This is a genomic window from Streptomyces sp. NPDC058579, from assembly GCF_042718575.1.
In the GTDB taxonomy this organism is placed as follows: Bacteria; Actinomycetota; Actinomycetes; order Streptomycetales; family Streptomycetaceae; genus Streptomyces.
The window spans coordinates 49,503-68,824 of sequence record NZ_JBHXPI010000011.1 but is presented as its reverse complement, the minus strand read 5'-3'; the positions used below and the strand labels follow the sequence as shown (position 1 = coordinate 68,824).

General features: G+C 74.0%; 18 protein-coding genes. 11 read left to right on the top strand and 7 right to left on the bottom strand.

The genetic code is table 11. The features are described from left to right. The first annotated feature begins 13 nt into the window (after positions 1 to 13). Together ACFWRO_RS16380 and ACFWRO_RS16375 are read left to right on the top strand one after the other, a co-directional pair. On the top strand, positions 14 to 304 hold the full coding sequence (locus tag ACFWRO_RS16380; RefSeq protein ID WP_384510293.1) for a hypothetical protein: 291 nt from the start codon (positions 14 to 16) through the stop codon (positions 302 to 304). Positions 305 to 425: 121 nt separating this feature from the next. Continuing rightward, positions 426 to 1,937, top strand: coding sequence for a sigma-70 family RNA polymerase sigma factor (locus ACFWRO_RS16375; RefSeq protein ID WP_384510291.1), 1,512 nt, complete (start codon positions 426 to 428; stop codon positions 1,935 to 1,937). Between the two features lie 93 nt (positions 1,938 to 2,030). Here the strand turns inward: ACFWRO_RS16375 and ACFWRO_RS16370 are convergent, their stop codons facing one another. From ACFWRO_RS16370 to ACFWRO_RS16355, 4 genes are all read right to left on the bottom strand, one after another. Then, the gene (locus ACFWRO_RS16370) at positions 2,031 to 2,711 is read right to left on the bottom strand and encodes a CAP domain-containing protein (RefSeq protein WP_384510288.1); all 681 of its coding nucleotides are present in this window, start codon (positions 2,709 to 2,711) and stop codon (positions 2,031 to 2,033) included. Positions 2,712 to 2,857: 146 nt separating this feature from the next. Then, positions 2,858 to 3,739, bottom strand: coding sequence for a universal stress protein (locus ACFWRO_RS16365; protein ID WP_384510285.1), 882 nt, complete (start codon positions 3,737 to 3,739; stop codon positions 2,858 to 2,860). A gap of 155 nt (positions 3,740 to 3,894) precedes the next feature. Next, positions 3,895 to 5,202, bottom strand: coding sequence for an acyl-CoA dehydrogenase family protein (locus tag ACFWRO_RS16360; RefSeq protein ID WP_384510282.1), 1,308 nt, complete (start codon positions 5,200 to 5,202; stop codon positions 3,895 to 3,897). Positions 5,203 to 5,320: 118 nt separating this feature from the next. Continuing rightward, positions 5,321 to 5,779, bottom strand: a complete 459-nt coding sequence (locus ACFWRO_RS16355) for an RrF2 family transcriptional regulator (protein ID WP_384510279.1) — start codon at positions 5,777 to 5,779, stop codon at positions 5,321 to 5,323. A 150-nt stretch (positions 5,780 to 5,929) separates the two neighbouring features. Here ACFWRO_RS16355 and ACFWRO_RS16350 point away from each other — a divergent pair, with 150 nt between their 5' ends. Both ACFWRO_RS16350 and ACFWRO_RS16345 read left to right on the top strand, forming a co-directional pair. Further along, positions 5,930 to 6,091, top strand: a complete 162-nt coding sequence (locus ACFWRO_RS16350; protein ID WP_384510276.1) for a hypothetical protein — start codon at positions 5,930 to 5,932, stop codon at positions 6,089 to 6,091. A gap of 131 nt (positions 6,092 to 6,222) precedes the next feature. Next, positions 6,223 to 7,128, top strand: a complete 906-nt coding sequence (locus ACFWRO_RS16345; RefSeq protein WP_384510273.1) for a glutathione S-transferase C-terminal domain-containing protein — start codon at positions 6,223 to 6,225, stop codon at positions 7,126 to 7,128. A gap of 7 nt (positions 7,129 to 7,135) precedes the next feature. Here the strand turns inward: ACFWRO_RS16345 and ACFWRO_RS16340 are convergent, their stop codons facing one another. After that, a complete protein-coding gene (locus tag ACFWRO_RS16340) occupies positions 7,136 to 8,173 on the bottom strand; it encodes an NAD-dependent epimerase/dehydratase family protein (RefSeq protein WP_384510271.1) in 1,038 nt (345 codons plus the stop codon). Between the two features lie 148 nt (positions 8,174 to 8,321). On the opposite strand from ACFWRO_RS16340, the gene ACFWRO_RS16335 reads away from it, so the two are divergent. From ACFWRO_RS16335 to ACFWRO_RS16325, 3 genes are all read left to right on the top strand, one after another. Further along, entirely contained in the window at positions 8,322 to 8,558 is a 237-nt protein-coding gene (locus ACFWRO_RS16335; RefSeq protein WP_384510268.1) for a DUF5133 domain-containing protein, read from the top strand. 101 nt (positions 8,559 to 8,659) lie between these two features. Beyond that, positions 8,660 to 9,037: an STAS domain-containing protein gene (locus ACFWRO_RS16330; protein WP_384510265.1), complete on the top strand. Its 378-nt coding sequence runs from the start codon at positions 8,660 to 8,662 to the stop codon at positions 9,035 to 9,037. A 23-nt stretch (positions 9,038 to 9,060) separates the two neighbouring features. Next, positions 9,061 to 9,495 (top strand): ATP-binding protein, encoded by a 435-nt coding sequence (locus tag ACFWRO_RS16325; RefSeq protein WP_384510262.1) that lies wholly within the window; start codon positions 9,061 to 9,063, stop codon positions 9,493 to 9,495. 97 nt (positions 9,496 to 9,592) lie between these two features. Here the strand turns inward: ACFWRO_RS16325 and ACFWRO_RS16320 are convergent, their stop codons facing one another. Continuing rightward, complete coding sequence (locus tag ACFWRO_RS16320; protein ID WP_384510259.1) at positions 9,593 to 10,486, bottom strand: SigB/SigF/SigG family RNA polymerase sigma factor; 894 nt, start codon at positions 10,484 to 10,486, stop codon at positions 9,593 to 9,595. 131 nt (positions 10,487 to 10,617) lie between these two features. Here ACFWRO_RS16320 and ACFWRO_RS16315 point away from each other — a divergent pair, with 131 nt between their 5' ends. Further along, the gene (locus tag ACFWRO_RS16315; protein ID WP_384510257.1) at positions 10,618 to 11,064 is read left to right on the top strand and encodes an ATP-binding protein; all 447 of its coding nucleotides are present in this window, start codon (positions 10,618 to 10,620) and stop codon (positions 11,062 to 11,064) included. Positions 11,065 to 11,151: 87 nt separating this feature from the next. Continuing rightward, a complete protein-coding gene (locus tag ACFWRO_RS16310; protein WP_384510254.1) occupies positions 11,152 to 14,178 on the top strand; it encodes a HAMP domain-containing protein in 3,027 nt (1,008 codons plus the stop codon). A 15-nt stretch (positions 14,179 to 14,193) separates the two neighbouring features. On the opposite strand, the gene ACFWRO_RS16305 is transcribed toward ACFWRO_RS16310, so the two are convergent. Next, complete coding sequence (locus ACFWRO_RS16305) at positions 14,194 to 16,524, bottom strand: SpoIIE family protein phosphatase (protein ID WP_384510251.1); 2,331 nt, start codon at positions 16,522 to 16,524, stop codon at positions 14,194 to 14,196. A gap of 179 nt (positions 16,525 to 16,703) precedes the next feature. Here ACFWRO_RS16305 and ACFWRO_RS16300 point away from each other — a divergent pair, with 179 nt between their 5' ends. Further along, positions 16,704 to 17,060 (top strand): hypothetical protein, encoded by a 357-nt coding sequence (locus tag ACFWRO_RS16300; protein WP_384510249.1) that lies wholly within the window; start codon positions 16,704 to 16,706, stop codon positions 17,058 to 17,060. A gap of 85 nt (positions 17,061 to 17,145) precedes the next feature. After that, on the top strand, positions 17,146 to 19,251 hold the full coding sequence (ligA, locus tag ACFWRO_RS16295) for an NAD-dependent DNA ligase LigA (RefSeq protein WP_384510246.1): 2,106 nt from the start codon (positions 17,146 to 17,148) through the stop codon (positions 19,249 to 19,251). Positions 19,252 to 19,322 lie beyond the last annotated feature (71 nt).

Here is a 19,322-nt window from a genome sequence, read left to right as displayed (position 1 = left end):
TGAACCTGGATGGATGAGCTGGGCATCATGGACGACCCCCGGCGTCTACACCGGGCGCGGTGGGGTGCTCACCGACGAGGTCGGTACGGTCACCGGCGACATGACCGTGCACACCACCTATGCAGATGGCGAAGCACGCGTAGCCGTGCAGTACACCGGCGCCTCCGACTGGTTCACCATGGCGGGCAGTCCGGTGCCGTGCTCCTCCGAGGCGGAGAGCCGCGAACTCCACGCGGCCGCCGTCGACGCGGTACGGGACGGGCACGCGGCCACCGTCCCGTACCTGCCCCACCCACCCGCGTAAGGCACCCGCACAAGGCGCCCGCACAAGGCTTGTCCACCACGTAAGTGTTATCCCACCCGCTCCCACGGGTCTCCTCAGGACGGGGACGGCACAGACCCAGGACGACGAGGGAGCAGGGCACATGCACAGCGACGAGCGCGGCACCGCCGCACTGGTGGGCGCGGCCGTGTCGGGAGACCCGAACGCCGGTGAGCGGCTCGCCCGCGCGTACCTTCCGCTGGTCTACAACATCGTCGGCCGCGCCCTCGACGGGCACGCGGACGTCGACGACGTCGTCCAGGAGACGATGGTCCGCGCCCTGGACGGCCTGCCCGGACTGCGCGACCCCGAGCGCTTCCGGTCCTGGCTCGTCGCCATCGCCACCAACCAGATACGCAGGCGCTGGCGCGAACGGCAGAGCGGCCCCGTCCCCGGCCTCGACCGGGCGGCCGAACTGGCCGACCCCGACGGCGACTTCGTCGACCTGACCATCCTCCGGCTCGGCCTCACCGGCCAGCGGCGCGAGGTCGCCGAGGCCACCCGCTGGCTCGACGACACCGACCGCGAGGTGCTCGCCCTGTGGTGGCTGGAGGCCGGCGGCGAACTCGACCGCGGCGAACTGGCCGAGGCGCTCGCCGTCACCCCGGCACACGCTGCGGTCCGCGTCCAGCGGATGAAGGAGCGCCTGGAGACCGGCCGGACCGTCGTCCGCGCGCTGGGAGCCCGGCCGCGCTGCGAGGAGCTGGCCCGGCTGACCGCCGACTGGGACGGCGTCCCCTCCCCGCTCTGGCGCAAGCGCGTCGCCCGCCATGTCACGCCCTGCCGCCGCTGCCTCCCGCCCCGCACCGTCCTCGCCCCGGCCGAGGCGCTCCTGGTGGGCCTCGGGCTGGTCCCGCCGCTTCTGCTGTGGGGCGCGGCGGGCCCGGAGACCCAGGCTGCCGCGGCGTGGGCGGCGGATGCCTCCGCTGCCTCCGACGCCGTCCCCCAAGGGGGCGCGGAGATGGAACCGGTCGGGGCCGCCGGCGCGGGCGGCGGTGGGTCGATCGGGCGGGCCTGGGTCGCGGGGGCCGTGGCCGTCGGCGTACTCGGCGGGCTCATCCTGCTCGTACCGTCCGAGCCCGAGGCGCGCGCGCCCGCGCCCGCCGCACCCGTGGCGGCGCCCCCGGCCCAGCCGATCACGCCCCCGCCGAGCCCCACCACCCCCACGCCCACCCCGACGCCCACCCGGTCACCCTCCCCGAAGCCGACGTCCACGCCGACGCGGACGGTCACCGCCGAGGAGCGGCTGACCCGGCTGGTCAACCAGCGGCGGGCGCAGGAGGGTTGCGCGCCCCTGCGGACCGACCCCCGCCTCAACGACGCCGCCCGCGCCTACGCGCGGGACATGGTCCGGCGCGGCTACTACGCGCACAACAGCCCGGAGGGCCGGTTCGCCGACGCGCGGATCTCGGCCGTCGGATACGAGTGGTCCGCGTGGGCCGAGAACCTGGCGCGCGGCAGCGCGGACCCGGCCGCCGTCTTCGACGACTGGATGGACGGCTCGATGCACGAGAGCAACATGCTGGACTGCGACTACCGCGACACCGGCGTCGCCGCCGTGGACGGGCCCGACGGCACGGTCTGGGTGCAGAAACTGGCCACACCCGCGCCCTGAACCCGCGCGGCCGGACCGCGCCGCCGGACCGTGAGGCGGGACCGGGCGGCCGGACCGCGTGGCGGGACCGGGCGGCCGGAGCAGGCGGCCGGATCAGCGCCGGATGCCGAAGTTCTGCACCCACCACGGCCCGTCGGACGCCAGGGTCACCCCCACGCCGATGTCCTTGAACGCGCAGTTGAGGATGTGGCGGCGGTGCCCGTCGCTGCCCATCCAGTCCTCCATCGCCTCCACGGGGGTCTTCGGTCCGCGGTGGATGTTCTCCGCCCAGCTCGACCACGCGTACCCGGCCGCCGTGATGCGGTCGCCCGCGTCCCTGCCCTCGGGCGTCTTGTGCTCGTAGTAGTCGCGGTCCGCCATGTCGTCCGCGTGCGCCTGGGCGGACTCGGCAAGGCGGTGATCGGAGCGCAGCGGCGCACAACCGGCCTTCTCCCGCTCGGCGTTGGCGAGCGCGACGACCTCGTCGATGTACCGCCCGACCTTCCCGCCGCCCGAGAACGTCGTCCCCGCCGTGGGCGGTACGGACCGCTCGCCGAGCGGCGCCATGTTCGTGCGCACGACGTCCTCCGAACGGGTGGTGGGCGAGGTCCCCAGGGACGCCACGTAGGCCCCGGCGGCCACCGTGAGGACGACCGTCGCCGTGCCCGCGAGCGTCACCGCCGTACGGAAGGACAGCCGCCCGCGGGCACGGCGTCCCTCACCCCCGTCTCTGCGGTGCCGGCCCCCGTCGCTCGTCGGCTGTTCGTCGGGGTTCGTCTCGTCGTGGTGCTCCATGGGCTCCGCTCTCTTCTCCGGGGCCGCCGGACCGTCCGGCGCGGGAGAGCCGCCGGGGCGGCGGTCATCACACTTTCCGGCGCCGGTCCCGTCGACACATCTCGTCAACCTGGCCCGTCAACACGCCGCCCCGTGGAGTCACCGCATCACTCGTGGGGCACGACCGCCACCGGACAGGGCGCCAGGTGCAGCGCGGCATGCGCGACCGAACCGATCCGGGACCCGAGCGCCCCGCGCTTGGCCCTGCGCCCCACCACCAGGAGCCGCGCCGCGCCCGAGGAGGTGAGCAGCACCTGACCCGCGCTCCCGATCTCCACCTGCTCCGTCACCGGCACCTCGGGGAACCGCTCCCGCCAGGGCGCCAGGGCCTCGCGGAGCGACTTCTCCTCGTACGGGACGAGCCCGCCGGCCTCGTCGGCCAGCGCCATGGACCCGGGGCTGTAGGCGTACAGGGACGGCAGGTTCCACGCCCGTACCGCCCGGAGGGACGCCCCGCGCGCCGCAGCCGCGGCGAAGGCGAAGCCGAAGGCCGCGGCGCTGTCCTCAGGACTGCCCTGCTGCCCGACGACGATCTCGCCGCCCTCGTCGTCCGCCTCGGCATCCTCCGCGTCGTCGCGCGCCCTGACCGCCACCACCGGCCGGGTGGCGGCCGCGATGATCTGCTGGCCGTGGGAACCGAGCAGGAAGCCCACCACCGCCCCGTGCCCGCGCGAGCCGATGACGAGCATCTCGGCCCGCTCCTCGGTGCCCAGGAGAGCCGAGACCGGGGTGTCGGCGAGGACCTCGGCGGTGAGGGCGAGGCCGGGATACCGCCCGCCGATCGTCGACTCGGCCGCACGCACCACCTCGTCCGCCATGCGGTCCTGGCGCGCGCGGTCCTGACCGAGCGGGATACTGAGCGGCTCCGTGCGCCACGCGTACACGAGCCGCAGGGCGAGACCGCGGCGCCTCGCCTCCCGGGCGGCCCAGTCGGCCGCGGCGAGACTCTCGGGCGAACCGTCCACTCCGGCGACGATCTCGCGACTCATCAGGCTGCCTCCCTCACTTCCTTGGCGGGCCCGGCCCTAGGGCCCTCTATGCCTCCCAGCTTGGACCCGACGGCCGCCCGAGGAGAGGGTCGGAGGTCCCGACATGCCGGAGGGCATCCTCGGGCGGCACGTCGGGCGGCACCTCGGGCGGCACCTCAGGCGAGCAGTCTGAGTCCCGGCCTGGTTCCGTGGAGGTAGTGGTCGCCGATGTCGCGCAGGCGGTGCGTCGGGGAGGACTGGGCGGTCAGCGTACGGGCGTTGCGCCAGAACCGGTCGAAGCCGGGGCCGCCGCCCGGGGCGTCGGCGGGCGCCGTGGTGTCGACGAGTTCGAGGATCCGGGTGGTGATCCGTACCGCCGCCCGGCTCGTCACCGCCTCGGCCGCCGCGACGAGTACGGCGATGTCGGCCCGGTCCTCGACGCCGAGCGCCCGCCCGGCGCCAAGGCCGTGCGCAAGCGCGTCCGTCGCGCGCTCGACGACCGCTGACGCGGCGTGGGCGGCGGTGGCCAACTCCCCGTAGGCCAGCAGGAGGTACGGGTCCTCCTGGCCCAGCGGCTGGTCGGGCGCCCCGATCCGCGCGGCGGCCGCCGCCGGGGCGGCCCGGGTCGCGCGGCTGACGTCCCGGGCCTCGGCCAGGGCGCCCTCGGCGATGCCGAGCCCGACGTGGACGAGCAGGAGCCGCAGCGCGAGCGGGGCCAGCGTCGTGAACGGGGCGACGGCGTGCTCGTCGCGGGGGAGCGAGCCGAGGATGTGCCGGGCGTCCACCCGGACCTGGTCGAACGTCACCGTCCCCGCGCCCGCGAGCCGCTGGCCGACCCGCTCGGCCCCGGCCTCGACGAACACGGCCGGATCCGCCGGATCCACGAGCGCGACCAGGACGTTCCCGGTCTCCGTACAGCGCGCGCCGACGACCAGGCGGTCGGCGACGGTCACCCCGGAGGGGAAGGTGCGGCGCCCGTCGAGGACATGGCCGCCTCGGATCGGGGTGAGGGAGAGCTCGCGCTCGCCGCTCGTACCCGTCGGCTCCAGGCCGCCGCCGAGCAGCCGGCCCTCCCGGGCCGTGCCGTCCTCGAACGCGGCGTGCGCGGAGGCGGTTCCGGGGGCGATCCCGGGCGGCTCGCCGCCGCCGAGGAAGCGGGCGCTCCAGGCCAGGACGTAATGGTGGGCGAGGAGTTCGCCGATCGAGCTGTCGGCGGCGGAGATCTCCCGGATCACGGCGCACGCGGCCCGCCAGTCGGCGCCCCGCCCGCTCGCGCCCGGCGGGGTGAGCAGGGCGGGCAGCCCGGCCTCCCGCAACCGGGCGACCTCGTCGAACGGGGGTTTCCCGGCCCGGTCCCGCACCGGGGCGTCGAAGGCGAGGTCGTCGGCGAGCTCGCGGGTGACGCGGGGCCAGATCTCGTCGTCACCACGGCGGTCGGCCGGCCGGGAGGTGGGGCGCAGCGCTGACTTCTTCGGCGTTCTCACGTCACCTCATAGGATCCCGAGTTTTCCCACTGGAATGGTAGGGATAGTCGCAGAGGGAGGGCCGGGGCCCCAAGGGGCGTTCACATCATGGACAGTTCAATTCCAGGAACCGAGACGGTCAGGGATTGGTCCAGGCGTCCGGGGACTCCGCGAGCCCGGAGATCTCGGCCGGCAGCTTCCCCGCCGCCACGTCCGCGAGGGAGACACCGTCGAGCACGTTCCGCACGTTCGCACGCAGCGCGATCCACAGCGTCAGCAGCGACTCGGCGGGACCCGTGTACGAGAGTTCCGGCGGCCGCACCCCGCGCACCGACACGAGCGGCCCGTCGACGCACCGGATGACGTCCGCGACGGAGATCGAGTCGGCGGGCCTGGCCAGCCAGTAGCCGCCGTTCCCGCCCCGCTGACTCTGCACAAGGCCGCCCCGGCGCATGTCGCCGAGGATCCCCTCCAGGAACTTGTGCGAGATGTCCTGGCCTTCGGCGATCGCCTCGGCCTTCACCGGCCCCGCGTCCTGGGCGGCGGCCAGCTGGAGCGCGGCTCGTACCGCGTAGTCGGCCCTGGCTGAGATGCGCATGCCCGCATTATTCCGCACCTCGGTGACCGGATCCGTACCCCACGGGGGAGCGGGGCGGCCGCGTGTCCGAGGGCTGTCCGCGCTCTTGACGCGGGCCGTGGCCGCGCCGACACTCGGGAACGGGAATCCGAGCGAACGGGTAGGGAAACGATGGCGCGCAGGGGAGCACGGGAGACGGCCTTCGCCGCCCGGCCGGTGCGCTCGCTGCCCCTGACCTCCCGCCGCCACATCGACCTGCTGCGTGTGTGCAGCGCGGCGAGTCGTCACCGCCGCCGGGGCACTCAGGGCCTCTCGACCGGCACCGCGCGCTGAGCCCGCGGGCCGTCCGCCCCCCCCCACTGCGGCTTCCAGCACTCCTCCTTCCCGTATCTCTGCTGCCTCCGGCCGCCCGCCGACGCCGTCGCGCGCCCGTGACCCAGCACCGAGCACCCCCAGGGAGAAGCATGTCCGTCACCCCGCACCTCGGCCGGCCGTACGCCGTTCCGTCGCCCGCCGCCCCGGCCTCGGCCGCGCCCGCCTTCCGGGGCCGCATCGGCCCGGACGTCCGCAGCGGCCACTACGCCGTGCCGCACCGCTACCGGCTCCACCTCTCCCTCGCCTGTCCCGGCTGTCTGCGCATCGCCGTCACCCACGGCCTGCTCGGGCTCCAGGAGACCGTCCCGCTCTCGCTCCTCCCCGCCACCCCGGACACGCCCGGCGGCGGGTACGCGGCCCTGCTGCCGCTGTACGAGGCCAGTGCCCACCAGTACGCGGGACCGGCCGCCGCGCCCGTGCTCAGCGACGGCTGGACCGGCCGGATCGTGAGCACCCACGTGCCCGACATCCTGCGCGACCTCGCCGTGCGGTTCCGTGCCCCCGGCCACCCCGACCTGCTGCCCGAGGGGCGCGAGGCCGAGATCGAGGCGATCGGCGAACTCTGCGAGCGCGGCATCAACCGGGCCGCGCAGCACGCCGGGGAGCTCGGGCTCGACGACGAGGCCGCTCACCAGGACCCGCTCGCCGAGCTCTTCGCCGCCCTCGGCGGCCTTGAGAGCAGGCTGCGGCGGCAGGAGTACGTCCTCGGCGACAGCCTGACCGCCGCCGACGTCCACGTCTGGGTGACCCTCGTCCAGCTCGACACCGTCCACCGCCGTCACCTGGACGCAGGCGCCCTGGAGCGGATCGCCGGACACCCGGCCCTCTGGGCCTACGCCCGACGCCTCGCCGCGCAGCCGGCGTTCGGCCGCCACCTCGACCTCGACGGCATCGCGGCCCGCCACCGCGCCCACTGCGGCGGCCGGGAGGCAGCGGGCGCCGCGATGGGCGTCGTCGACTGGGCGGCGTACCGAGCCGACAGGCAGGCCGACTGACGGCGCGTCACCCCACGCGGCGCCCCGCCAGCGGGGCCGTCGCGTCGCCGCTGCCCGCCCGTACGCCCCGCAGGAAGGCGTCCAGCGCCTCCAGGGAGGTACGGGTCGGTTCCCAGCCCAGCTCCCGGCGGGCCCGCTCGGTGGACAGCAACGGCAGCCTGAGGGCCGCGTCGAAGAGGCCGGGGGACGCCCCGGCGACCCGTAGCCGCCAGGCCGCCGCGAGCAGACCGCGCGCCGCCCCGCTCGGCACCTTCACCGGCCGGGCGTCCAGCAGCACGGAGAGCGCGGTCGTGTCGACCACCGGCTCTGCCGCGATGTTGAACGCCCCCCGGACGTCCCGTACGAGCGCGCGGACGTAGGCGTCGGCCGCGTCGTCCGTGTGCATGGCCTGGAAGCGCAGCCCGTCCAGCTCCGGGAGGAGCGGCAGCAGATCCGGACGCATCAGCCAGCCGGGGAAGAACCGGCCCGCGAAGATCCGCCGCTGCTCGCTGGCCGACTCCTCCTTGAAGAGGAAGCACGGCCGCATCCGCACCACCCGCGTCTGCGGATGGTCGCGCTCGAAGGTGTCCAGGACGCGTTCCAGGTACGCCTTCTCACGGGTGTACGCGGCGCCCGGCCAGCCGTGCGTGGGCCAGGCCTCCGAGACGGGCGCGCTGTTCCCGGGCCCGGGGGAGTAGGCGCCGACGGACGAGGCGTACACAAGCGTCGGCACATGCCCCGCCGCGACGGCGTCGAAGACCCGCAGCGCCCCGAGGACGTTGGACCGCCAGGTCACGGCCGGTTCGTGGGTCGGCTGGAAGGCCCAGGCCAGATGGACCACGGCGTCGGCGTCCTCGATGTACCGCGCGAGCCTCGGCTCGTCGCCCTCCAGCGACAGGTCCACCTCGGCCCACTCGGTCTTCTCCAGGGACAGCGAGGGTGTGCGGCGGGCGAGACCGAGCACGGAGGCGATCCGCGGCTCCCGTTCCAGAGCCCGGACCAGACTCGTCCCGACATTGCCCGTGGCGCCCGTGACGACGACCTTGAGTCCCGTACTCGCCTTCATGGAATCGACCATCCGCCATCCGGGGCGCGGCCGCACGCCGGACCCGGCTCTGTGACGGACCGTGTTCGCATGGGTCGCGCGGGTGACTCGGCGACCCGAATATGGAGCGACGGAGGGAGGGGGGTCGCGCCAGGAGGACATGATGTTGATGCCCGACAGAAAGACCGTCGACCGGCTGCTGCGGCACTACCGGGCCCAGGAACGGGGTGTTCTGGCCCGGCCCTGCGACCTGTCGATCCGGCGCCGCTTCGAGGACACCGCGTACACGCTGTGCGTCCTGATGGGGAAGCGGAACGCGCGCGAGGCGGTGCACGCGGCCGAACGGTACGTCGGGAGCCCGAGCCCCGCGCCCCGCCAGGCTCTGGAAGGTCTCCCCGGCGCCTGACGGGACCCGTTCGCTCCCACACCCCGATGGGGCGAACCATGCGTTCCGGGGCATGAGTGGGGTAGACCCCTGTACGAGCACGGAGGGAGGTGGGTGAATCGATGGCGTCGGAGCGCTTCGCCGTCACGGCCGAGACCGGCCCGGAGCCCGGTGCGTCCGGTGAGTCGGGTGCCGTGGTGCTCTCCCTCGAGGGAGAGCTCGACCATGACACGGCGGACATTCTGCGGCAGGCGCTGGAGGAACGGAACGGCGCGGCACTGATCCTGGTCGACTGCGAACGGCTGAGCTTCTGCGACTCGACCGGTCTCAACGTGCTGCTGCGGGCCCGACTCCAGGCGCTGGAGTCCGGCGGTCGGCTGGAACTGGCCGGACTGCGCCCGCCTGTCTCCCGAATGTTCGAGATCACCGGGGCGCGGACCGTTTTCCGCGTGTACGAGAACGTGGCCGAGGCGCTCACCGACCGGCGGGCGGGCGGCTAGAACACGCGATGGCGGAGGGTGTCGTGGGCGGGAACGCCGTGGACGAGGGCCAGGTGCGGCGGTTGGTGCTGTTCGGTACCAAGGGAGTCGTCACGCGCTGCCGCGACTTCACCGAGGCGGCGCTCGGCGACTGGGGCTGGATCCCGGCCGAGGGCGACGAGGGGCAGGAGCGGGTCGAGGACGTCCTGCTCCTGGTCTCCGAGGTCGTCACCAACGCCTGCCTGCACGCCGACGGCCCCGAGGAGCTGGTCCTGCGCCAACGCGACGACCACCTGCGTGTCGAGGTCTCCGACGCCAGCCCCGAGCACCCGAGGCGACGGCAGCCCAGGGCGCCGTCACTGCCCGGCGGCCACGGCCTGATGGTCCTGGACCGGCTGGCCGGCGCCTGGGGATCCGAGCCGCGAGGGCGCGGCAAGGTCGTCTGGCTGGAGGTCCCCCGCCCTGGGCACCTGAGGTGAGGGGCGGGTGTGGGGCGGACTGAGAAGGTCGGGTGCGCACACGGAGCGGTGGGTCCGGGCGCGCACACGGAGCTGCTGTCCCGAGCGCGCGCCGAAGTCACCGGTCCCGCGCGTCCTCCAGGAGGCCCGTGCGGAGTTCGTCGAGGATCCGGGCGAGCAGCCGGGAGATGTGCATCTGCGAGAGGCCGAGCCGCTCGCCGATCTGCGCCTGCGTCAGCTCCTCGCCGAAGCGCAGCGCCAGGATCCGGCGGTCCCGCACGTCGAGCCCCGCGATCAGCGGCTTGAGCGACTCCAGCGCGTCGATCAGCTCGAAGGCCCCTTCCTCCGCCCCGAGCCGCCGGGTCCCCTCCGTCACCGTCGACTTGTCGTCCCAGGCGGGCGTGTCGAGGGAGCGGGCGACGTAGCCGTTCGAGGCCTGCTCGCCCTCCGCCACGCTCTCCTCGGCCACGTGCAGATGGGCGGCCAGCTCCGCGCGGGTCGGGCGCCTGCCAAGACGCTGCTCCAGCGTGTCGACGGCCTTCGCCAGCTCGATGCGCAGCTCCTGGAGGCGGCGTGGCACCTGCACGGCCCAACTGGTGTCACGGAAGAATCGTTTCATCTCCCCGACGATCGTAGGCAGCGCGAAGGCCGAGAACTCCACCTGCCGGCCCGTCTCGAACCGGTCGATCGCCTTGATCAGCCCGATCGTGCCGACCTGGACGATGTCCTCCGCCGGCTCGGCGCGGTTCCGGAAGCGTCGGGCTGCGAACTTCACCAGGCTGAGGTTCAGCTCGACCAGCGTGTTCCGTACGTACGCGTGCTCCGGCGTGCCCTTCTCCAGCTTCTCCAGCCGGGCGAAGAGCGCCGTGGAGAGCGTCTGGGCGTCGCCGGTGCTCACCTCGGTGGGCCGGTCGACCTCGGGCAGACCGTCCAGCGCGCGCTCGCGCACGGCGGCCTGCTCGGCGTCCGCGCGCGTGCGGGCCGTGGCGGGAGGGTTCCGGGGAGTGGGCATATGGCTCCCTCGACGGGTGGGGCGAGCCTTCGCCGCCGCGCGTGGGCGGCGCGGTCCGTCGTTCGAGCGTTCTCAGGCAATTATCCCCTGGATGGGTGATTTGGCACCGTCCGTTCGGGCAGCGGCCTCCTATGGCGACGACCGGACGGGAGGACGCCGGGCTCGCCCGCCGGTACGAGCTGCGCGACGGCACCGGCGTGGTGGGGGAGTGCCGCGACCTCACCCGGCAGGCCCTGCGCGACTGGTTCGGCCCGCTCGACGGCGCGCGGGAGGTTCTCGTCGAGGACGTCCTGCTGCTGGTCTCGGAGGTCGTCACCAACGCGTACACGCACGGTGGCAGACCGTACGAACTGCGCCTCGACGGCTCCGACGGGCGGCTGCGGGTCGAGGTGAGCGACACCAGTCCCGTACGTCCGCGTCCGCACGGCCCGCACGAGGCGGCCCGCTCCTCCGGACACGGGCTCTACCTGCTTGAACGGCTCTCGACCGGCTGGGGATGGCGGCCGCGCGGGGAGGGGAAGGCAGTCTGGTTCGAGGTCGCGATCACCGGCCCTGCCGCCCCGCCGGGCCGTGCCTAGAGTGGAGAAACAGGGCCCGGCACGGCCGCGCACCGCACCCGGCCGCCGTACCGGACCCGTACCCCTCCGTGCAGCGTGAGGACCGCGATGGAGAGCTCCGACCAGCCGGCCGCGTCCGACGAGCCGCGCGTGCCCCCCGACCGACGCGGCGGCGACGGGATCGACGACCGTCTCGGTGACGACGGGCTCGCAAGGCTGCTGGCCGGGCTCACCGCCGTCCGCGACGGCGACCTGTCCATCCGGCTGCCGGAGTCCGCCGGCGGCATCCTCGGCGAGATCGCGGCCGTCTACAACGACATGGTCGACCGGCTCTCCCTGGTCACCTCCGAAATCACCCGCGTCGCCGGCGAGGTCGGCGGGCAGGGCCTGCTCGGCGGCCGGGCACGCGAGCCGCGCGTCAGCGGCGTGTGGCTCGAACTGACCTCCGGCGTCAACACCATGGCCGACAACCTGACCTCCCAGGTCCGCTCCATCGCCCAGGTCGCCGGAGCCGTCGCCAGGGGCGACCTGACGCGGAAGATCCGGGTGGACGCCCGGGGCGAGATCCTGGAGCTGAAGGAGACCATCAACACCATGGTGGACCGGCTGTCCTCCTTCGCCGAGGAGGTCACCCGCGTCGCCCGCGAGGTCGGTACGGAGGGCAAACTCGGCGGCCAGGCCACCGTCCTGGGCGTCTCCGGCACCTGGAAGGACCTCACGGACAACGTCAACTCCATGGCCGACAACCTGACCAACCAGGTCCGCAATATTGCCCAGGTCACCACGTCCGTCGCCCAGGGCGACCTCACCAGCCGCATCGACGTCGCGGCGCGCGGCGAGATCCTGGAGCTGAAGACCACCATCAACACCATGGTCGATCAGCTCTCCTCCTTCGCCGCCGAGGTGACCCGGGTGGCCCGCGAGGTCGGTACGGAGGGCAAACTCGGCGGCCAGGCCGAGGTGGAGGGCGTCTCCGGCACCTGGAAGCGGCTCACCGAGAACGTCAACGAACTCGCCGGCAACCTGACCCGCCAGGTCCGGGCCATCGCCGAGGTCACGAGCGCCGTCGCCGAGGGCGACCTCACCCGGTCCATCACCGTGGAGGCTCCCGGCGAGGTCGGCGACCTGCGGGACAACATCAACGCGATGGTCGAGTCGCTGCGGGCCACCACCCGCGCCAACGAGGAGCAGGACTGGCTCAAGACCAACCTCGCCCGGGTCGCGGGCCTCATGCAGGGCACCCGCACCCTCCCGGCCATCGCCGACCTCATCATGACCGAGGTGCCACCGCTGGTCTCCGCCCAGTACGGCGCCTTCTTCCTCGCCCGCCACGACGAGCGCGGCACCGAACTCGTCGTGACCGCCTCCTACGGCTCCCCCGACGAGCCGGAAGCCCCGCCGCGCCGCTTCCGCCTCGGGCAGTCGCTCGTCGGCCAGGCCGCCCACGACCGCCGCACCCTGGTCGTGGAGGACGTACCGGCCGGCTACGCCACCGTCGCCTCCGCGGCCGGCTCCGGCGAACCCGCCATGCTGGTCGTCCTGCCGATCGTCGTGGAGGACCAGGTCCTCGGCGCCGTCGAACTCGCCTCGCTCCGGCCCTTCACCGACCTCCACCGCGACTTCCTGGAACGGTTCGTGGAGACCGCGGGCGCCGTCGTCGGCTCCCTCGTCGCCAACCTCCGTACCGACGAACTCCTCGGCCAGTCCCAACGGCTCACCGACGAACTGCGCTCCCGCTCCCAGGAGTTGCAGGCCCGGCAGAAGGAACTCCAGCGCTCCAACGCCGAACTGAAGGAGAAGGCCGCACTCCTCGCCGACCGCAACAAGGACATCGAGTCCAAGAACCTCGTCATCGAACAGGGCCGGCAGGAGCTGGAGGCGCGCGCCCAGCAGCTCTCCAGGACCTCGATGTACAAGTCCGAGTTCCTCGCCAACATGAGTCACGAGCTGCGCACCCCGCTCAACAGCCTGCTGATCCTGGCCAGGTTGCTCGGTCAGAACCCGGAGGGGAACCTGACGGAGAAACAGGTCGACTACGCCGAGGTCATCCACTCCGCAGGATCCGACCTGCTCCAGCTGATCAACGACATCCTCGACCTGTCGAAGGTCGAGGCGGGAAAGATGGACATCCGGCCCGAACGCTTCGCGCTCCACCACCTCCTGGAGTACCTGGAGGCGACCTTCGGACCGGTGGCCGACGAACGTGGCCTGGCCTTCTCCATCACCGTCTCCTCGGACGTGCCCGAGGAACTGACCACCGACGAGTCGCGGTTGCGGCAGGTTCTGCGCAACCTGCTCTCCAACGCACTGAAGTTCACCGACGAGGGCGCGGTGGAGTTCATCATCGAGTACGCAGGGGCCGACGAGCCGCCGCTCGCGCTGCGCGGGAGCGGACCCGTCCTCGCCTTCCGCGTCAGCGACACCGGCGTCGGCATCCCGGCGGAGCGGGTCGACGACATCTTCGGCGCGTTCCAGCAGGGCGACGGCACCACCGCCCGCCGCTACGGCGGCACGGGACTCGGGCTCTCCATCAGCCGCGAGGTGGCCGGGCTGCTCGGCGGCGCCATCGACGTCCGCTCCACCCCCGGCCAGGGCAGCCGTTTCACGTTCTACCTGCCCGCCCCCCGGCACACCGCGCCGACGGCGGTGAGTGACGGAGAGCCCGGCACGGGCGCTGAGCCGCCCGCCACCGACACGGACCGCGCGGCCGAAGCGCCCGGAGCCCGCCCCGCCGGTCACGCGGACCCCACGACCTCCGGCCGCACCGTCCTCGTCGTCGACGACGACGTGCGCAACGTCTACGCGCTCACCGAGGTGCTGGAAGGGCACGGCATGCACGTCCTCCAGGCCGACAGCGGCAGGGCGGGGCTCGCCCTCCTGGAGACACACGACGAGGTCGAACTCGTCCTGATGGACGTGATGATGGCGGGCCTGGACGGCTACGCGACGACCGGTGCGATCCGCGAACTCCCCGGCCGCAGGACCCTCCCCGTCATCGCGGTCACCGCGAAGGCCATGCCGGGAGACCGCGCCCGCGCCCTCGCGGCCGGCGCAAGCGACTACGTGGCGAAGCCCGTCGACGCCGACGAGCTGATGGCCAAGGTCCGCCAGTGGCTGTCGGGCCCGACCCCGTGACGACGCGGGCTTTCGTCACCGTACGAGCACGGCCACGATGCTCGTGTCGTCGTCCGTGTCTCCGGGGGCGGCGTTCAGGAGCGACTCCACCTGCTCGTCCGGCGGGTGGCCGCTGAGGAGCGCGGCCTGCGCGGCGAGCCGGGCGACCCCGTCGTCCAGACCGTCGTGGCGGCGTTCGATCAGCCCGTCCGTATAGAGCAGCAACGTGTCGCCGGGCCGCAGCAAGGTCCGCCGCTCCTCGTACGCGTACGAAGGCAATGCGCCGAGCAGGACGTCGTGCGGCGGGTCGAGCAGCCGCGCCTCACCGTTCCGTACGAGCAACAGCGGCAGGTGCCCCGCGCTCGCCCAGACCAGCACCCGCGCCACCGGGTCGTACAGCGCGCACACCGCCGTCGCCGTCGGGTACCCGCTGGTGCGCAGTGTCACCTCGTTGAGCCACCCCATCAGCCGCCGCGGCGACTCGCCCGTACAGGCAAGACCCCGCTGGGCGTTGTGCAGCGCCACCATGCCGGTGACCGAGTCGATGCCGTGCCCGGCCACGTCCCCGACCGCGACGAGGATCCTGCCGTCGGGCAGCGGCTGGACGTCGTACCAGTCGCCGCCCACTCGGTACTCCTCGGCGGCCGGCCGGTACCGGGCCGCCACCACGAGTCCCGGGAACTCCTGGAGGTCCGGCACCTCGGGCACGATCGCCTGCTGGAGCTGGAGCGCGATCTGGTGCCGCAGTTCGGCCCGGGTCCGTACCGCCGTCAACTGGTCGAACGTCGCGTTGAGCGCCGCCTCGACCCGGCGGCTCGCGGACACGTCCTGGTACACCCCGGCGAAGCCGGTGACCGTCCCGGCGTCGAGGAGCGGCTCGGCGGCCACCCGGACGTGGCGCACGGTGCCGTCGCCGAGGACGATCCGCAGCACCGTCTGCGCCCCGGTGCGCCGCTCCGTCAACGTCCTGAGCAGGCCGGTCAGCGCCTCCCCGTCCTCAGGGTGCACCAGGCCGCGCAGCCCGAGCAGCGGTACGGGGGGCTCGTCACGGGACCGGCCGAAGAGGGCGTACGCCTGCTCCGACCAGACCGTGGCGCCGTCGGTCAGGCTGTCCTGGAACAGCGCGACGCTCTGCAGCCGGGTCACCGCGCGCTCCGACGCGAGCCCCGGATCGGTGGCGGCATGCCACAGCACGACCGCCCGCTCGGCCCCGGCCGGCAGCACCCGTACGTCGAGCAGCACCGGCGGGTCTTCGTCGTCGGCCCGGTCCTCGGGGCCCGTCGGCGGCCCTGCCGGGAGCCGGGCCACGCGCTGGGTGCGGGCCGTCCGGTGGGCGCGCCGGGCCAGGTGGGCGAGGTCGGCGTGGACGTGCGGGAGGGCGAGGGGCAGGGACCGGTCCTCGGCCGGCGGCGCGCCGCCGAGGGCGGCGACGGCGGAGTCGTTGAGGTGCTCGACCGTGGGAGGCGCGGTGGGAGGCGCGGTGGGCGGTGAGGTGGGTGTCGATGCCGGCGGGGCGAGCCGTAGCAGCATCGCCGGGTGGACCAGGGCGTCCAGGACGTCCACCAGGCCCGGCACCGTCGAGGAGGGTGAGTCGGCCGCGTCGAGGACGGTGCCCGCCACGTCGGTGAGCCCGACCAGCGCCTTCCTCAGGGCCGCGTCGAAGACGACGCGTCCCGGCCAGGCGACCAGGGCCAGGCCCACCGTCACCCCGCGCGACCGCAGCGGGAGGAGCGCCCGCGCCGAACGGCGGGCGGGGCCCGGCAGGACGTCCCCGGCCTCCGGGCCGTCGTCCAGCCACACGGGGGAGCCGTCGGCGAGGACCGTGCGGAACGCGGGCGGGGCGGCCGGGGGGATCCACCGCCAGGCCGCCGCCTCCGCCGCTCCGACACCCGCGTGCCCGGCAAGGCGCAGACAGCCCCACGCGTCGCGCCGCCAGAGCCAGAGGCACTCCGCGCCGAGCGGGACGAGTCCGCCCTCCAGCAGCGCGCCGGCCGCCTCGCCGACCGTGTCCGCGGTCTCGGCCGCGGCGGCCGCCTGCCGCGCCCGCCGCTCGTCGGGGGTGCTGAACACGACCGGCGCGGCCGGGGCGGGCTCCGCCCGCACGGCGGCGGACGGCTCCGATCCGGACAGGCCGGCGACCCCGTTGACGACGTCGGCGGCGAGGTCCTCGACGCCGAGGCCGGTCGCGTGGGAGAGGGCCGCCAGGTGCTCGGCCGCGTCGGCGGGGGAGGCGCCGAGCTGGGCCGCGAGGACTCCGGTGGCCAGGTCGATCAGATGCCGGCGGGTGAGTTCGGCGCGCAGTCGCCTGTTCTCGGCCGAGAGGCCGGTGATGCCGGGCCCTTCGGGGCCCGCCGCGGACGTCGTCACGACTCCCTGCCGTCCCTCCACCAGGTGGTTGTCCGGAACGATCGTGTTCGCTCAGGATTCTACCGTTCTGGGCTGGTGGTGAGGTGTGGCCCGAGGGCGGTTTGGGGAGTGTTCCGGGGCGCCTCGCGGGTACCCGCCGGGGCGGAAGGGGCATGGCGTGCGGGTGGAGGTGTCCGGTGATGGAAGAGGCACGGCTCTCGCAGCGGGAGCGGCGCATCCTGGCCGAGATGGAGCGGGATCTCCGTGCGGACGTGTCGCCCGAGGAAGGGGCGCGTGAGGACGGGGCGCGTGAGGACGGGGCGCGTGACGACGTGTCGCCGGAGCGGGGCCCGCGCCCGGGCCACCGCCATGGGCTCACGGTCGTCGTCGTGCTCCTCGGCGTCCTGACCCTCGGGCTGCTCGTCCTGGCGGTCGCGTCCGGCGAACCCGCTCTGATCTGGGCCTTCGCGGGCATGTGGGTGCTGACCCTGACCTGCCTGCTGAAGCTGGTCATCCGCTGGTCCCGCCACCTGAAGCCGAAGTCCTGGCCGACCTGACGTCGCGGAGACGTGGCGTCCCGGGCCTGCGGCCCCGGCGTCGCCCGGCGTTCGCCCGGGCCCGTTGTCAGTGGTGCCCGGCACGATGGAGACCATGACGACGACTCCGGTTCTCGCCGATGCCGCCGCGTACGCGCGGGCGGTCGAGGATGCCACGCACGCCGCCGCGGCCTACTACGCGGGCGGTACGTCCCCTCTGGACGACGACGCCTACGACCACCTCGCCCGGGCGATAGCGGCCTGGGAGGCCGACCACCCCGGGCAGGCCCGCGCCGACTCCCCGACCGGCAAGGTCGCCGGCGGCGCGGCGACCGGGGACGTACCGCACACACGGCCGATGCTCTCGCTCGACAACGTCTTCTCCGCCGAGCAGTTCACCGCCTGGGCCGCCTCCCTGGAGCGCCGGATCGGCCGGACCGTGGAGCGGTGGAGCGTCGAACCCAAGCTCGACGGACTCGCGATCGCGGCGCGGTACGAAGAGGGGCGGCTCGCCCGCCTGATCACCCGTGGGGACGGCACGGCCGGGGAGGACGTGTCGCACGCCATCGGGACGATCGTCGGTCTGCCGGAGCGGCTCGCCGAGCCCGTCACGGTCGAGGTCCGCGGTGAAGTGCTCATGACCACCGAGCAGTTCGAGGCCGCCAACCCGGTCCGGGTGGCCCACGGCGGCGAGCCGTTCGCCAACCCCCGCAACGCGGCGGCGGGCACCCTGCGCGCCAAGGACCGGCCGTACCGCGTCGAGATGACCTTCTTCGCCTACGACATGCTGCCGCTGGACGAACCGGACGGCGATGAAGCGGCGGCGCCGGCCGCTCTCGGCGAAGCGGCCCACAGCGAGCTGCTCGCGCGGGCCGTCGCCCTCGGGCTGCACACCTCGGCCGCCACCGCCGTTCCCGGCCGGATGGTGACCGGCGCGGCCGAGGTCCTGGCCAGAGTGGAGGAGATAGCGGCGCTCCGGGCGGAGCTGCCGTTCGGCATCGACGGGATCGTCGTCAAGGCCGACCTCGCCGCCGACCGCCGCGAGGCCGGCGAGGGCTCCCGGGCGCCGCGCTGGGCGATCGCGTACAAGCTCCCGGCCGTCGAGAAGGTCACCCGGCTGCTCGCCGTCGAGTGGAACGTCGGCCGCACGGGAATCATCGCGCCCCGCGCCGTCCTGGAGCCGGTGGACATCGACGGCAGCACCGTCACGTACGCCACGCTGCACAACCCCTCGGACATCACCCGCCGCGATCTGCGCCTCGGCGACCGGGTGATGGTCCACAAGGCGGGCGACATCATCCCCCGGGTCGAGGCGCCGGTCGCCCACCTGCGGACCGGGGACGAGCAGCCGATCGAGTTCCCTGAGACGTGCCCGCAGTGCGGTTCGGAGATCGACCGCAGCGAGCAGCGGTGGCGGTGCGCACAGGGCCGGAACTGCCACCTCGTGGCCTCCCTCTCGTACGCCGTCGGCCGCGACCAGCTCGACATCGAGGGGCTCGGCGTGTCCCGGATCGTCCAGCTCGTCGACGCCGGACTCGTCGCCGACGTGGCCGAGCTCTTCACCCTCACCCGCGAGCAGCTCCTCGGCCTGGAGCGGATGGGCGAGACCAGCGCGGACAACCTGCTCGCCGCGCTCGCCACCGCCCGCACCCGACCGCTCTCCCGCGTCCTGTGCGCGCTCGGCATCCGGGGCACGGGCCGCTCCATGTCCCGCCGGATCGCCCGACACTTCGCCACCATGGACGCCGTCCGCGCGGCCGACGAGGAGGCGATGCGCAGCGTCGAGGGCATCGGGGCGGAGAAGGCGCCGGTCATCGTGGCCGAGCTGGCCGAGCTCGGACCGGTCGTCGACAAGCTCGTCGCCGCCGGGGTGAACATGACCGAGCCCGGCGCCACCCCGCCACCCCCGCCGGCGACCGACGGAGAGGCCGTGGCCGCCGTCGCCGACGCCCCGGCCGGCCCGCTCGCGGGCCTGGCGGTGGTCGTCACCGGTGCCATGACCGGGCCGCTGGAGGCCCTGAGCCGCAATCAGATGAACGAACTGATCGAGCGGGCCGGGGGCAAGTCCTCCTCCAGCGTGTCCAAGCGCACGGGGCTCGTCGTCGCGGGCGAGAAGGCCGGGTCCAAGCGGGCCAAGGCGGAGGAGCTGGGCATACGTCTCGTCGGTCCCGAGGAGTTCGCCGAGCTGCTCGGGGACTTCCTGCCCGCCTGACGGGAGGGTGGGGAGCCGGTCGCGCGGCGTTCACCGGGGCCCGTGGCGTGAGGCCCCGGTCTCTCGTGGCG